The organism is Ruegeria sp. C2, from assembly GCF_056537765.1.
This window is the reverse complement of sequence record NZ_JBQFRZ010000005.1, coordinates 150205-163718: the sequence shown is the minus strand read 5'-3', so window position 1 is coordinate 163718 and position 13514 is coordinate 150205. Positions and strand designations below refer to the sequence as shown.

Genomic DNA, 13514 nt, shown 5'->3' with positions numbered 1-13514 from the left:
AGATGAAAAACGGGTCCCCCGCTTCATCTGGCTATAAATATCCCGGGGGAGACGCCCGAAAGGCGGCGGGGGCAGAGCCCCCTTTTTTGAAGCGGTTCAGCCCTTCATGCCATCCCAGAAGGATTTGACTGATGAGAAGAAGCTTTTGGATTCCGGGTGGTTGTCTTCACCCAGATCGTCGAACTCGCGCAGCAGTTCTTTCTGGCGGCTGGTCAGGTTGACCGGCGTTTCCACAGCCAGCTCGATGAACATATCACCGACACCACCGCCACGCAGGGCAGGCATGCCTTTGCCACGCAGGCGCATCTGGCGGCCAGACTGGCTGCCTGCTGGGATCTGAATGCGGCCGCGACCGCCGTCGATGGTCGGCACCTCGATAGATCCGCCCAGGGCGGCCTTGGCCATGCTGACCGGCACGCGGCAATAGAGGTTTACGCTGTCGCGTTCGAACAGTTTGTGCTCGGAAACCTCAACGAAGATATAAAGATCGCCCGGAGGGCCACCGCGCATTCCGGCCTCGCCCTCGCCCGCCAGACGGATGCGGGTGCCGGTCTCGACACCAGCGGGGATGTTGACCGACAAGGCGCGTTCTTTTTCGACACGACCAGCGCCACCGCAGGATTTACAGGGGTTCTTGATGATCTGGCCCAGACCGGAACAGGTCGGGCAGGTGCGTTCGACTGTAAAGAAACCTTGCTGTGCGCGAACCTTGCCCATGCCGGAACAGGTCGGACAAGCCGTTGGTTCGACACCACCTTCGGCCCCCGTGCCCTCGCAAGAAGAACAGGCAACAGCCGTGGGCACGTTGATGGTTTTTTGCAGGCCTGCATAGGCCTCTTCCAGCGTCACGCGCAGGTTATAACGCAAGTCCGACCCGCGTGCGGCGCGGCGTCCGCCGCCTCCGCGCTGACCACCCATGAAGTCGCCGAACAGGTCGTCGAATACATCCGAGAATGCGCTGGAGAAATCGCCTTGCCCGCCAAAGCCGCCACCGGGGCGGCCTCCGCCCCCCATGCCGTTTTCAAACGCGGCGTGGCCAAAGCGGTCATAGGCGGCCTTTTTATCGGCATCGCGCAGTACATCATAGGCCTCATTGGCCTCTTTGAACTGCGACTCGGCATCAGGATTGTCCTTGTTGCGATCGGGATGCAATTCCTTAGCTTTCTTGCGAAAGCCTTTCTTGATCTCATCCGCAGAAGCGCCCTTGGACACGCCGAGCACTTCGTAATAGTCGCGTTTGGACATCAGTATTTCCTTCTGCCTCAACGTAATCGGGCCGGCCCGGCAACCGGACCGGCCCAAATTGGCCCGGTTACCCGTTAGTTACGCTTGTCGTCGTCCAGATCTTCGAACTCGGCGTCGACAATGTCGTCCTCACCCGGCGCGGCATCTGCGGCTGCGGGCTCATCTTCGCCCTCTTCCGCTTGTGCCTTATAGATCGCCTCACCCAGTTTCATGGCCGCTTCGGTCACGTTCTGGATGCCCGACTTGATCTTGTCGGCATTGTCCGTTTCCAGCTCATCCTTGAGCGCGGCAACCGCCAGTTCGATCGCTTCGACGGTCGACGGGTCGACCTTGTCGCCATGTTCCTCGATCGACTTCTCGGTCGCGTGGACAAGGCTTTCGGCCTGGTTCTTGGCTTCGACCAGCTCTTTGCGCGCCTTGTCCGCCTCGGCGTTTTCCTCGGCATCCTTGACCATCTTGTCGATATCTTCGTCCGACAGACCGCCCGAGGCCTGGATAGTGATCTTCTGCTCTTTGCCGGTGCCTTTGTCTTTGGCCGAAACCGAGACAATGCCGTTGGCGTCGATGTCAAAAGTCACCTCGATCTGAGGCATACCGCGCGGTGCGGGCGGGATTTCTTCGAGGTTGAACTGACCCAGGATCTTGTTGTCCGCAGCCATTTCGCGCTCACCCTGGAAACAGCGGATGGTCACGGCGTTCTGGTTATCCTCGGCGGTCGAGAAGACCTGAGACTTCTTGGTCGGAATGGTCGTGTTGCGGTCGATCAGACGGGTGAACACGCCACCCAGCGTCTCGATGCCCAGCGACAGCGGGGTCACGTCCAGCAGAACCACGTCTTTGACGTCGCCCTGCAGAACGCCGGCCTGAATGGCGGCGCCCATGGCAACCACTTCGTCCGGGTTCACGCCTTTGTGCGGCTCTTTACCGAAGAACTTGGTGACCTCTTCGATCACTTTCGGCATGCGGGTCATACCGCCAACCAGAACAACCTCGTCCACGTCAGCAGCCGACAGGCCCGCGTCTTTCAAAGCAGCCTGACAGGGCTTCATAGACTTCTTGATCAGGTCGCCAACCAGCGATTCCAGCTTGGCACGGGTCAGTTTCATGACCATGTGCAGCGGCTGACCGTTCGAGCCCATCGAGATGAACGGCTGGTTGATTTCGGTCTGCGAGGTCGAGGACAGTTCGATCTTGGCTTTTTCAGCGGCTTCTTTCAGACGCTGCAAGGCCATTTTGTCTTGCGACAGATCGACACCGTGTTCCTTTTTGAATTCATCCGCCAGGTAGTTGACGATGCGCATGTCAAAGTCTTCACCACCCAGGAAGGTGTCACCGTTGGTCGATTTGACCTCGAACAGGCCGTCGTCGATTTCCAGAATGGTCACGTCGAAGGTACCACCACCAAGGTCATAAACCGCGATGGTTTGGGTTTCTTCTTTGTCCAGACCATAGGCCAGCGCCGCCGCTGTCGGCTCGTTGATGATCCGCAGCACTTCGAGACCGGCGATCTTACCGGCGTCTTTGGTGGCCTGACGCTGGGCGTCGTTGAAGTAAGCCGGAACGGTGATAACCGCCTGCGTGACTTCCTCACCCAGATAGCTTTCTGCGGTTTCCTTCATCTTGCCCAGAGTGAAGGCCGAGATCTGGCTTGGGGAGTACTTTTCACCGCGGGCTTCAACCCACGCGTCGCCATTGCCGCCATCAACGATGGCATACGGCACCATTTTCTTGTCTTTTTCGACTTCGGCATCATCCACACGACGGCCGATCAGACGCTTGACGCCAAAGATCGTGTTGTCGGGGTTGGTGACCGCCTGACGTTTTGCAGGCTGACCGACCAGACGCTCTTCTTCGGTGAAGGCGACGATCGAGGGCGTGGTCCGCGCCCCTTCTGCGTTTTCGATGACCTTCGGCTGCGAGCCGTCCATGATCGCCACACACGAGTTGGTGGTACCGAGGTCAATCCCGATTACTTTTCCCATATTTTCAATCCCTTTCTCTTCAAGGCGATGTCCCGAGGGTTGGACCCGTTGCGGCATCCTGCCCCCGATTGATGTGCGCGACAGCACTACACCATCGCGCGTCGAGGCGTATATAAGGACGAGATCAGGGGCCTGCAAGCGTTCAGAAACGCTGGTTTTAGGGATTCTGCGGCCTTTTTTGGCAAGGTTTTGGCAAGGTTTGGGGAATCTTGAATGGCGCGGCTGCTTTTGCGCGGATTTGATATCCGCAAGGGCTATCTGGATGCGGTGGCGCAAGCTGGTTTGATTGACCTGCTACGACCGATTCTGAAAGCTGCGCCGCTCTATCGGCCCGTCACGCCTTCGGGCAAGGAGATGTCGGTGCGCATGACCTCGGCCGGGGCGTTGGGCTGGGTCACAGATCGGACGGGGTATCGGTATCAGGACAGCCATCCAAAGGGCATGACATGGCCCGCGATTCCGGATGAGATTTTGGCGATCTGGCAGGACTTAACTGGCGCGGACCGGAAACCCGATTGCTGTTTGATCAATTACTACGGCGAAGGCACCCGGATGGGCCTGCACCAGGACAAGGATGAGGCCGATTTCTCGTGGCCGGTTCTGTCAATCTCATTGGGCGACGACGCCCTGTTCCGCATCGGCAACACCACGCGCGGCGGCAAGACCGAGTCGATCTGGCTGAGCTCGGGCGATGTGGTGATCATGGGCGGCCCGGCACGGCTGGCCTATCACGGGGTGGATCGCATCCGGTTCGGCTCATCCCGGTTGCTGCCGAAGGGCGGGCGGATCAACCTGACGCTACGGGTAGCGACCTGAAGCGCAATCCGACAAGTGGGAGCCGGTTTTCGGAACAAATTGGGCGGCTGGCAAAGATCAGCGCCGCGCATCCCAGCTTTTCGAGACCTGCTTGCGGGTATAGAACTCGGCCAACAGCCCGATCATGGTCAAAACAATGCCGACCCAAAGCGCGTATTCCCAGCTGCTGTTGCGGGGAAAATAATTGCGGAACACAAAGCCCCGGCACTGGTCGATGATATGAAACAGTGGGTTCCAGGCGAACATGGTCAACATGAAACCACCCAGCGCATTACCCACGAACATCTTGCCGGAAAAGACCATGTTCATGCGGCGATAGACGTTGTTCAGGATCGTCGCCGTGTTTGGAAACCACGGCTTGATCGACAGAAAGACCAGCCCGACTGCGCATCCTGTAAACCACGCCAACACCAGCATCGCAAAGGCTCCGCCAGGTTCCTGAATCTCGAGCGGTGAGACTGTCACGCTGTAGACAAACAGGATTATCAGGATCGACATCAGCTGCGTATATAGCGCCCCGAAGGCCGCAGCCGAAAGCATCACCATCATGGTCATCGGTGAATGTAGTGTCATCGGATTGTTGCCAGTCCCTACACCAGAAACGGCCCCAACCGTTTTGATATGCGTGATGAACAGAAACACGCCAGACAGCAGAAACAGAATGAACTCACCCCGGATTTTTGCAATCCGTGTGCCCATGAAAGACAGGATGAAATAAAATGCGGTTGCGACCACAACCACCTGAAGAATGTTGATAATGATCGCCATCACGGCATTGGCATGCTGTGAGCGGATATTGCGCACCACCGCGTGAAAAATCAGTTCGGCCGTGGTGAAGGCCCCGCCCAGCAGTGACCGATTTCTTTGATACTTGAACACTCGACTGCTCTTTTCTGCTGCGTTGCCCGCGACTGTGGCACGAAATTCTTGCCGTTCCGTATCCGCCGCATCATAAGTCCGTCAGCAACACGGATCAACAAACCTCAGGAACGGAGCTTTTATGTGACCTATGACGCCCTAATTCCCGTCATCCGGCGGCTGGCCCTTCAGGCCGGGGACAAGATCATGCAGATCTATGCGGCGGATGATTTCGACGTCAAAGTCAAATCCGATTCCAGCCCGGTGACCGAGGCGGACGAGGCGGCGGATGCGCTGATCTCAGAGGGCTTGCGCGAGGCCTTTCCCGATATCCTGCTGGTGACCGAGGAACAGGCGGCCTCGCATTCGGAAAAGGGTGAGACTTTCCTGATCGTTGATCCTCTGGACGGTACCAAGGAATTCATCAACCGGCGCGGTGATTTCACGGTGAATATCGCGCTGGTCGAGAGTGGCGTGCCGACGCGAGGCGTGGTGTATGCGCCGGCGCGGGGCCGGATGTTCTATACTCAGGCTGATGGGCAATCGGTCGAGGAAACCGGTGTCCTGGACAAAGATCAGCCGGGCGCTCTGTCACCGATATCAGTCTCTAAACCGGACAATTCGGCGTTGATGATCGTTGCGTCCAAGTCGCACCGGGATCAGGCAACCGAGGATTACATCGACAAATATCAGGTGCGCGACAGCAAGAGCGCCGGGTCGTCGCTGAAGTTCTGTCTGGTTGCGACCGGCGAGGCCGACCTCTACCCTCGCGTGGGTCGCACGATGGAGTGGGACACTGCCGCAGGCCATGCCGTTCTGGCCGGTGCTGGCGGCGATGTGGTGCGTTTTGACGACCATTCGCCGCTGACCTATGGCAAGGACGGCTATGCCAACCCGTTTTTCATCGCCTATGCTCCGGGCGTAGATCTAAAGGAAGCCTGATGTCTGTATTGATCGCCATTCCCGCCCGCTATGCCTCGACCCGCTATCCGGGCAAACCTCTGGTGCCGCTGACCGGCGCCAATGGGGCCAGCATGACTTTAATCGAACGGTCCTGGCGCGCGGCGATATCCGTTTCGGGCGTGGACCGTGTGGTTGTGGCCACCGATGACGACCGCATCCGCGAAGTCGCCGAAGGTTTCGGCGCCGAGGTGGTGATGACCTCGGACACCTGCCGCAATGGCACCGAACGCTGCGCTGAGGCGCATGCGGTGCTGGGCGGTGGATATGATATCGTGGTTAACCTGCAGGGTGACGCGCCGCTGACCCCGCATTGGTTCGTCGAAGACCTGATCAACGGGTTGCGCGCCGCGCCTGAGGCTGGCGTGGCCACTCCGGTTCTGCGCTGCGATGGCGATGCGCTGAACGGGTTGCTGAATGACCGCAAACATGGCCGTGTGGGTGGCACGACGGCCGTGTTCGAGAACGATCACAGCGCACTTTATTTCTCTAAAGAGGTAATTCCCTATACCGCCGAAACCTATTCCAGCACCGACCCGACCCCGGTGTTCCACCATGTCGGTGTCTATGCCTATCGCCCCGACGCGCTGGCGGCCTATCCCGGCTGGACAAGCGGTCCGCTGGAAACTCTGGAAGGGCTAGAGCAGCTGCGGTTTATGGAAAACGGCCGCAAAGTCCTATGCGTCGAGGTCGAGGCAAAAGGCCGTCAGTTCTGGGAGCTGAACAACCCACAAGACGTCGCCAAGATCGAAGAGATGATGGCCGCGATGGGACTGGAATGACTCATATTCTGGTCACCGGCGGCGCTGGCTATATCGGATCGCACGCCTGTAAAGCATTGGCGCAGGCGGGTTATGTTCCGGTGACCTATGACAATCTGATCACGGGTTGGTGGGACGCGGTGAAATTTGGACCCTTCGAACAAGGCGACCTGATGGATCGCGCCCGGCTGGATGAAGTGTTTACCAGATACCAACCCGCCGCCGTGATGCATTTCGCCGCCCTCAGCCAAGTGGGCGAAGCGATGAACGAGCCGGGAAAATACTGGTCGAATAACGTGACCGGGTCCTTGAACCTGATCCAGGCAGCAGTGGATGCGGGATGCCTGAACTTCGTCTTTTCCTCGACCTGCGCCACCTATGGCGACCATGACAATGTGGTTCTGGATGAGGCGACGCCTCAGCACCCCCTGAACGCTTATGGCGCGTCAAAGCGGGCCATCGAGGATATCCTGCGCGACTTTCAGGCGGCTCATGGGCTGAACCATGTGATCTTCCGCTATTTCAACGTCGCTGGCGCTGACCCCGAGGCGGAGGTTGGCGAGTTTCATCAGCCTGAAACGCATCTGGTACCGCTGATGCTGGATGCCATCGCGGGTAAGCGTGACGGGCTGACCGTGTTTGGTACGGACTATGATACGCCCGATGGCACCTGCATTCGCGACTACGTGCATGTTTGCGATCTGGTTGATGCGCATGTTCTGGGGCTGCACTGGCTGGAGCAGGGCAAGGACAGCCGCGTATTCAATCTGGGCACCGGATCGGGCTTTTCGGTGATGGAGGTGATCGAGCATTCCAAAGCCGTCACCAACCGCGAAGTGCCCTATACGATTGGGCCGCGACGTGCAGGGGATTGCACACGGCTCGTCTCGGGCTCGGTCCGGGCCGAAGAAGAGCTGGGCTGGACGCCTAAAAGATCCACGTTAGAGACGATGATCACCGATGCGTGGCGCTGGTATCAGACCGGCAGCTATTCGACGTGAGCACACAAGACCAGCCGCTGAATTGGATGCAGCGCTATAAGCTGCGCCTGAAACGCAGGCGGTTGTTGTGGCGATCGTTTCGCAGCCGTCATCAACTGACGGTGCTTTCAGATCGGACAAACCAGATCAAACCGGGAGACATTCTGGTCTTCACCACCCTTCGCAACGAAATCACCCGTCTGCCCTGGTTCTTCCATCACTACCGCAGGCTGGGCGTTAATCACTTTCTGATGGTGGACAATGGCAGCGACGATGGTTCCGTCGCTTACCTGTCGGAACAGCCCGACGTATCACTGTGGCGGACCGAAGCCAGCTACCGCGCGGCGCGGTTTGGGCTGGACTGGCTGACATGGTTGCAGATGCGCTATGGCCACGGCCATTGGACGCTGATGGTCGATGCCGATGAACTGCTGATCTATGCCCATCATGAAACACGCCCGTTGCAAGACCTGACCGCATGGCTGGATGCGCAGGATCAAGCCGCGTTTGGCGCGTTGATGCTGGACCTGTACCCCAAAGGGCCTTTGGGGACACAAACCCATGACCCTGAAGCCGACCCGACCCAGATTCTGAGTTGGTTTGACCCCGCGCCCTATCGCGCCCAGCGCCAGCAGCATTTGGGCAACCTGTGGGTTCAGGGCGGGGTGCGTGAGCGGGCGTTTTTTGCTGATCAGCCGAAGAAATCCCCAACGCTGAACAAAATCCCGCTGGTGCGCTGGTCGCGGCGCATGGCTTATGTGAACTCCTGCCATTCCGCTCTGCCGCGCGGGTTGAACTTTACCTATGACGGGCCAGAAGGGCAGGCCCCGTCGGGCGTGCTGCTGCACACCAAATTCCTGCCCGAAGTCATCGAAAAGTCCCGGTCAGAGAAGACGCGGCATCAGCATTTTCACGACCCGGACCGGTTCGGTGCCTATTACGACGGGATCATCAGCGGACCTGATCTTTGGACCCCACAATCCGAGCGGCTGCGCGATTGGCAACAATTGCAGGCCCTCGGTCTGATGAACGCAGGGGGATTTCCGGCCACAGCGGGGAAGTAAACCGTATTTAAACCCGTTGCCTCACAAGGTGCGAAAGTGTCATAAAACGTTAATTGTCCGGCACCACTCAGGCCCCAGGCGGCCCCGGGCAGGCACACGTATTAAAATGGGTTGGGCAGCCGCGTGAGCCTTTTGGATTCCTATCGCATGAGATTGCGGCGCAAGCGCCGTCTGCTGCGTTGCCTGCGCAAGCGGCGCGAATTGAAGGCGGTCCGCAACCAGACCGCGCAGATCCGGCCCGAAGACGTTCTGTTGATGAGCGTCGTACGCAACGAAAAGATCCGCCTGCCCTATTTCCTTGACTATTACCGCAAACTGGGCGTCAGCCATTTCCTGTTTGTCGACAACAACAGCGGCGATGGCACGCGCGAATACCTCTCGGATCAATCCGACGTGTCCGTGTGGTGGGCCGATGCCAGTTACAAGCGGTCGACCTATGGCGTGGACTGGTCGAACTATCTGCTGCGCACATACGCCCATGGCCATTGGGTGCTGACGGTCGATCCTGATGAGTTCCTGGTCTACCCGTTCTGTGACACCCGCCCGATCGATGCGCTGACCGATTGGCTGGACGATACCGGCGTGCGCAGCTTCGGCACCATGCTGATCGACATGTACCCCGAGGGCACGATTGAGGATGCGCCCTATGACGAGGGGCAAAATCCGTTCGAGCTGGCACCCTGGTTTGACGCTGGAAACTACATGATCACCCGCAACCCGGCCTATGGAAACCTGTGGATACAGGGCGGTGCACGGGCGCGGGTGTTCTTTCAGGACGCACCAAAGAAAGCCCCCGCACTGAACAAGATCCCGCTGGTGAAATGGCATCGCCGCTATGCCTATGTCAGCTCGACCCACGCGCTGCTGCCGCGCGGCCTCAATCAGGTCTATGAGGAAAAGGGCGGCGAGAAAACCAGTGGCGCGCTACTGCATGCCAAGCTGATCGACACGTTGGGCGACAAGGCGCGGGAAGAGATGCAGCGCGGTGAACATTATCGCGCCTCAGGTGAATACAAGGCCTATGCCACGCAGTTGGACTATAATCCGGTGTTCTGGAACAAATGGTCCGAGAAATATATCAACTGGCGCCAGCTTGAGATCCTTGGCCTGATGTCGAAAGGAAACTGGGCATGAGCCTCGGCATCGTCATGCTGGTCCACACCGCGCTCGACCGGGTCGAGCAGGTGGCACGGCATTGGACGGCCTCGGGCTGCCCGGTGGTGATCCATGTGGATCGCAAAGTGCCCGGGAAAACCTACTCCGACTTTGCGGCAGCCTGTGCTGACGATCCGCTGATCCAGTTCTCGGACCGGCATGTCTGTGAATGGGGCGGTTGGGGAATTGTCGCAGCCTCGCAATCCGCTGCTGCGTTGATGCTGGAACGGTTTCCGGATGTCCGGCACGTCTATCTGTCCTCGGGCGCCTGTCTGCCCCTGCGCCCGGTGGGCGAATTGATCGACTATCTGGCCGACCGTCCCCGCGTCGACTTCATCGAAAGCGCCACGACACGGGATGTGAGCTGGACCATAGGCGGTCTGGATCTGGAGCGTTTCACGCTGCGCTTCCCGTTCTCATGGCGCAAACACCGCCGATTGTTTGACGCCTACGTGCGCCTGCAGCGCGCATTGGGGATGCGCCGTACCATACCTGAAGGGCTGGTGCCCCACATGGGCAGTCAATGGTGGTGCCTGACCCGGCAAACCCTGTCTGCGATCCTGCAGGACCCGAAGCGTGAGGAATATGATCAGTATTTCCAGCGCGTCTGGATCCCGGACGAAAGTTATTTCCAGACGCTCGCGCGGCTCTATTCCACCCATATCGAAAGCCGATCGCTGACCCTGTCGAAATTCGATTATCAGGGTCGACCACATATGTTCTATGACGACCACCTGCAGCTGCTGCGCCGGTCCGACTGCTTTGTGGCACGCAAAGTCTGGTACAAGGCGGACCGGTTGTATCAGACCTTTCTGACCGACCAGAGCAGCGCCATGACCCCGGCGGAACCCAATCCCGGCAAGATCGACCGGCTGTTCTCAAAAGCAGTCGAACGCAGAGTGCGCGGGCGCGATGGGCTTTACATGCAAAGCCGCTTCCCACGTCACAACGCTGAGCTGAATCTAACGGCTTATCCCTATTCGGTTTTTCAGGGCTTTACCGAGCTGTTCGAAGATTTCGAACCCTGGCTGGCCAACACCACCGGTGCGCGGGTGCATGGTCGCCTGTTCCACCCCGGCCACGCGCAGTTTGCAGGCGGCGAGCCCCTGATCAACGGCAGCCTCTGCGATTGCGCCGCCTTGCGCGACTATAACCCTGATGCGTTCCTGTCGAACCTGATCTGGAATACCCGCGGTGAGCAGCAGTGTTTTCAACTCTGCCCGGCGGATACTCAGAAGATAAATGAGTTCCTTGTGCGCGATAAAAACGCCCAGATCGCAATCGTCACCGGTGCCTGGGCCGTGTCGCTGTTCCGGTCCAACATGAACTTTGCCGATATCCGGTGCGAGGCCGCGCGCTTGCAACAGCTGGAGAGCAAACAGCTGGAGCTTCTGGATACGGCCAGGGCCAAGGCGCGAATCCGGACCTGGACGATGGCGGAATTCGTGGAATCTCCGATGGATCCGCTGCAGACCATTCTTGAGGATATGGGCGTACCGCAGCCCAACCACCTGACAGAAGCACCGACGATGGTGGATCTGACCGGGTTTGGAAAGTTCCTGCAAAACCTCAAGAACCAGGGAATGCACCCCTATCTTATGGGGGATTTCCCAGTCGACGATGTGTTCGGCACGCAAGCTAAGACCTTCAAGAAACCTTATCTGGTGCAGTAATCCTGAATGACCCGCGCCTTTGACACTTTCATCGTGCTGGCCGATATGCGCACAGGATCGAACCTGTTGGAACAGCATCTGAACACGTTCGAGGGCATCACCTGCCATGGGGAGGCGTTCAACCCGTATTTCATCGGTTTGCCGAAACTGGATCAGCTTCTGGGTTTCACCCTGAAAGAGCGCGATGAAAACCCGAATGCCCTGATCAAGGCAATCCGGAACGCGCCCGGAGCAATCAACGGGTTTCGCTTTTTCAGCGATCATGACACGCGCGGCCTTTCGCCAATGCTGGACGATCCACGCTGTGCCAAGATCATCCTTACCCGTAATCCACTGGACAGCTATCTGTCGTGGAAGATCGCGATGGAGACCAAGCAGTGGAAACTGGTCAACATCAAACAACGGCGCGAGGCACAGGTTGCGTTCGATACCGATGAATTCGCCGAACAACTGCAGCAGCGGCAGAGTTTTCAACAGACGGTACTAAGCCACCTGCAACGAACGGGGCAGGTGCCTTTCCGTATCGACTATGAAGATCTGAACGATCTTGAGGTCCTGAACGGCCTTGCTGCGTGGTTGGGGGTCGATGAGCAGCTCGAAGCGCTGGATCAGCATCTGAAACGACAAAACCCAGCGCCCGCGCTTTCGAAAGTGACCAATCCCCAAGAGATGGCAGAGGCGTTGTCGCATCAGGATCGGTTTGGCCTGCACCACCTCCCCAATCACGAACCGCGTCGCGGCCCGGCTGTATCGCGTTATGTGGCCACTCCACGAACACCGCTGTTGTATCTGCCCGTGCGTGGCGGCCCCGAGGCCGAGGTAGCGCAATGGATGGCTGATCTGGACGGTGTCGAACCGGACGGTTTGCTGACCGGGCACAATCAGAAACAGATGCGCAGCTGGATGCAGGGGCATCCCGGGCATCGCAAATTCACCGTTCTGCGCCATCCGCTGGCGCGCGCGCATTCGGTGTTCTGTTCCCGCATCCTTAGTACAGGGCCGGGTGCCTACAAAAAGATCCGCAATATGTTGCGCAGACGGTACGAGCTGCCGATTCCCGAGGCCCTTGATCAAGACGACTACACGCTTGATCAACATCGGGAGGCGTTTGCGGCATTCCTCGAAATGCTTCAACGCATTCTGGCCGGTCAGACACCGATCCGGGTCGACGGGGAATGGTGCGGTCAGGCGCAAACGCTTGAGGGGATGGCCAGTTTCGCCATGCCCGACCTGATCCTGCGCGAGGATGAGATGGCGACCGCCATGCCCGCGCTCGCCGCCAAGCTAGGCCATCAAGATCCCATAACCCCAATCGCTGCGCAGACAGACATGCCATTCTCGCTGGAACAGATTTACGATGCGCCGTTGGAAACGCTGGCAGTGCAAGCCTACCAGCGCGATTATCTGCTGTTTGGGTTCGAAAGCTGGAAACCGCTTAACATCAGGCGCGCAGAGTGATGACCGTGCCCTCGTTCACCATCGCGTAAATCTCTTCGATCTCTTCGTTAGTTACGGCGATGCAGCCAGCCGTCCAATCCGGGGTTTTCTTCGCGCGCTTGAACTCGGATCGCAGGTTGGGCTGGCCATGGATAAAGATATCACCACCCGGATCAACACCCGCGGCCTTGGCTTGCGCGATATCGGCCGAGTTCGGATAGGAAATGCCCAGCGACAGGTGATAGCGACTGCGCGGATTGCGGCGGTCGATCAGATAGGTGCCCTCGGGCGTGCGCCCGTCGCCCTTCTTAGTTTTGGTGCCGGTCGGCGCAAACCCAAGATCGACCTTATATTCCTTCAGGATCTGCTCATTATGCAGAAGATAGAGCTTTCGCGCGCCCTTGTTGATAACCAGAGAGGTCACCTCGGGCCCGTTATATGACAAAAATTTAGGGCTGGCTGATGCACAAGCCGAAAGGCTTAGCGTTGCCATCGCCCCCAATCCAAATGCTCGACGATCCATGAGATTCACTGCCTGCTGCTCTTTTTTGCCAATTATTATGCCAGATTTGTGCGAAACTGA

At 58.5% G+C, this 13514-nt stretch carries 12 protein-coding genes; 8 read left to right on the top strand and 4 right to left on the bottom strand.

The annotated features are described in order from the left end of the window. Positions 1 to 96: 96 nt before the first annotated feature. Both dnaJ and dnaK read right to left on the bottom strand, forming a co-directional pair. Positions 97 to 1245 carry a molecular chaperone DnaJ gene (gene dnaJ, locus ACR0IV_RS15955; protein ID WP_480660159.1) on the bottom strand — a complete coding sequence of 383 codons (1149 nt, stop codon included), beginning with the start codon at positions 1243 to 1245 and terminating at the stop codon, positions 97 to 99. Positions 1246 to 1319: 74 nt separating this feature from the next. Further along, entirely contained in the window at positions 1320 to 3227 is a 1908-nt protein-coding gene (gene dnaK / locus ACR0IV_RS15950; protein ID WP_480660158.1) for a molecular chaperone DnaK, read from the bottom strand. A 213-nt stretch (positions 3228 to 3440) separates the two neighbouring features. Between dnaK and ACR0IV_RS15945 the strand changes: the two genes are divergently transcribed. Beyond that, positions 3441 to 4043, top strand: coding sequence for an alpha-ketoglutarate-dependent dioxygenase AlkB family protein (locus ACR0IV_RS15945; RefSeq protein WP_480660157.1), 603 nt, complete (start codon positions 3441 to 3443; stop codon positions 4041 to 4043). A gap of 57 nt (positions 4044 to 4100) precedes the next feature. On the opposite strand, the gene ACR0IV_RS15940 is transcribed toward ACR0IV_RS15945, so the two are convergent. Further along, entirely contained in the window at positions 4101 to 4922 is an 822-nt protein-coding gene (locus ACR0IV_RS15940; RefSeq protein ID WP_480471366.1) for an ABC transporter permease, read from the bottom strand. A 123-nt stretch (positions 4923 to 5045) separates the two neighbouring features. On the opposite strand from ACR0IV_RS15940, the gene cysQ reads away from it, so the two are divergent. From cysQ to ACR0IV_RS15905, 7 genes are all read left to right on the top strand, one after another. Continuing rightward, complete coding sequence (gene cysQ / locus ACR0IV_RS15935) at positions 5046 to 5843, top strand: 3'(2'),5'-bisphosphate nucleotidase CysQ (RefSeq protein ID WP_480660156.1); 798 nt, start codon at positions 5046 to 5048, stop codon at positions 5841 to 5843. Next, positions 5843 to 6643, top strand: a complete 801-nt coding sequence (locus tag ACR0IV_RS15930) for a 3-deoxy-manno-octulosonate cytidylyltransferase family protein (RefSeq protein WP_480660155.1) — start codon at positions 5843 to 5845, stop codon at positions 6641 to 6643. Before cysQ ends, ACR0IV_RS15930 begins: the two co-directional genes overlap by 1 nt. Continuing rightward, positions 6640 to 7623: a UDP-glucose 4-epimerase GalE gene (gene galE / locus ACR0IV_RS15925; RefSeq protein WP_480660154.1), complete on the top strand. Its 984-nt coding sequence runs from the start codon at positions 6640 to 6642 to the stop codon at positions 7621 to 7623. The genes ACR0IV_RS15930 and galE overlap by 4 nt, the downstream gene beginning before the upstream one ends. After that, positions 7620 to 8666, top strand: coding sequence for a glycosyltransferase family 2 protein (locus ACR0IV_RS15920; RefSeq protein WP_480660153.1), 1047 nt, complete (start codon positions 7620 to 7622; stop codon positions 8664 to 8666). The genes galE and ACR0IV_RS15920 overlap by 4 nt, the downstream gene beginning before the upstream one ends. A 147-nt stretch (positions 8667 to 8813) precedes the next feature. Next, entirely contained in the window at positions 8814 to 9800 is a 987-nt protein-coding gene (locus tag ACR0IV_RS15915; RefSeq protein ID WP_480660200.1) for a glycosyltransferase family 2 protein, read from the top strand. Continuing rightward, positions 9797 to 11494 carry a DUF5927 domain-containing protein gene (locus tag ACR0IV_RS15910; RefSeq protein WP_480660152.1) on the top strand — a complete coding sequence of 566 codons (1698 nt, stop codon included), beginning with the start codon at positions 9797 to 9799 and terminating at the stop codon, positions 11492 to 11494. The genes ACR0IV_RS15915 and ACR0IV_RS15910 overlap by 4 nt, the downstream gene beginning before the upstream one ends. Positions 11495 to 11500: 6 nt before the next feature. After that, complete coding sequence (locus tag ACR0IV_RS15905) at positions 11501 to 12952, top strand: nodulation protein NodH (RefSeq protein WP_480660151.1); 1452 nt, start codon at positions 11501 to 11503, stop codon at positions 12950 to 12952. Here ACR0IV_RS15905 and ACR0IV_RS15900 read toward each other — a convergent pair. After that, positions 12936 to 13454, bottom strand: a complete 519-nt coding sequence (locus tag ACR0IV_RS15900; protein ID WP_480471358.1) for a L,D-transpeptidase family protein — start codon at positions 13452 to 13454, stop codon at positions 12936 to 12938. The genes ACR0IV_RS15905 and ACR0IV_RS15900 overlap by 17 nt on opposite strands. Between the last annotated feature and the right edge of the window lie 60 nt (positions 13455 to 13514).

Bases quoted from the DNA above. Each gene is read 5' to 3' on its own strand.
- dnaJ (WP_480660159.1), bottom strand. From the start codon at position 1,245: ATGTCCAAACGCGACTATTACGAAGTGCTCGGCGTGTCCAAGGGCGCT.
- ACR0IV_RS15945 (WP_480660157.1), top strand. From the start codon at position 3,441: ATGGCGCGGCTGCTTTTGCGCGGATTTGATATCCGCAAGGGCTATCTG.
- dnaK (WP_480660158.1), bottom strand. From the start codon at position 3,227: ATGGGAAAAGTAATCGGGATTGACCTCGGTACCACCAACTCGTGTGTG.
- ACR0IV_RS15930 (WP_480660155.1), top strand. From the start codon at position 5,843: ATGTCTGTATTGATCGCCATTCCCGCCCGCTATGCCTCGACCCGCTAT.
- galE (WP_480660154.1), top strand. From the start codon at position 6,640: ATGACTCATATTCTGGTCACCGGCGGCGCTGGCTATATCGGATCGCAC.
- ACR0IV_RS15900 (WP_480471358.1), bottom strand. From the start codon at position 13,454: ATGGATCGTCGAGCATTTGGATTGGGGGCGATGGCAACGCTAAGCCTT.
- ACR0IV_RS15915 (WP_480660200.1), top strand. From the start codon at position 8,814: ATGAGATTGCGGCGCAAGCGCCGTCTGCTGCGTTGCCTGCGCAAGCGG.
- ACR0IV_RS15905 (WP_480660151.1), top strand. From the start codon at position 11,501: ATGACCCGCGCCTTTGACACTTTCATCGTGCTGGCCGATATGCGCACA.
- ACR0IV_RS15910 (WP_480660152.1), top strand. From the start codon at position 9,797: ATGAGCCTCGGCATCGTCATGCTGGTCCACACCGCGCTCGACCGGGTC.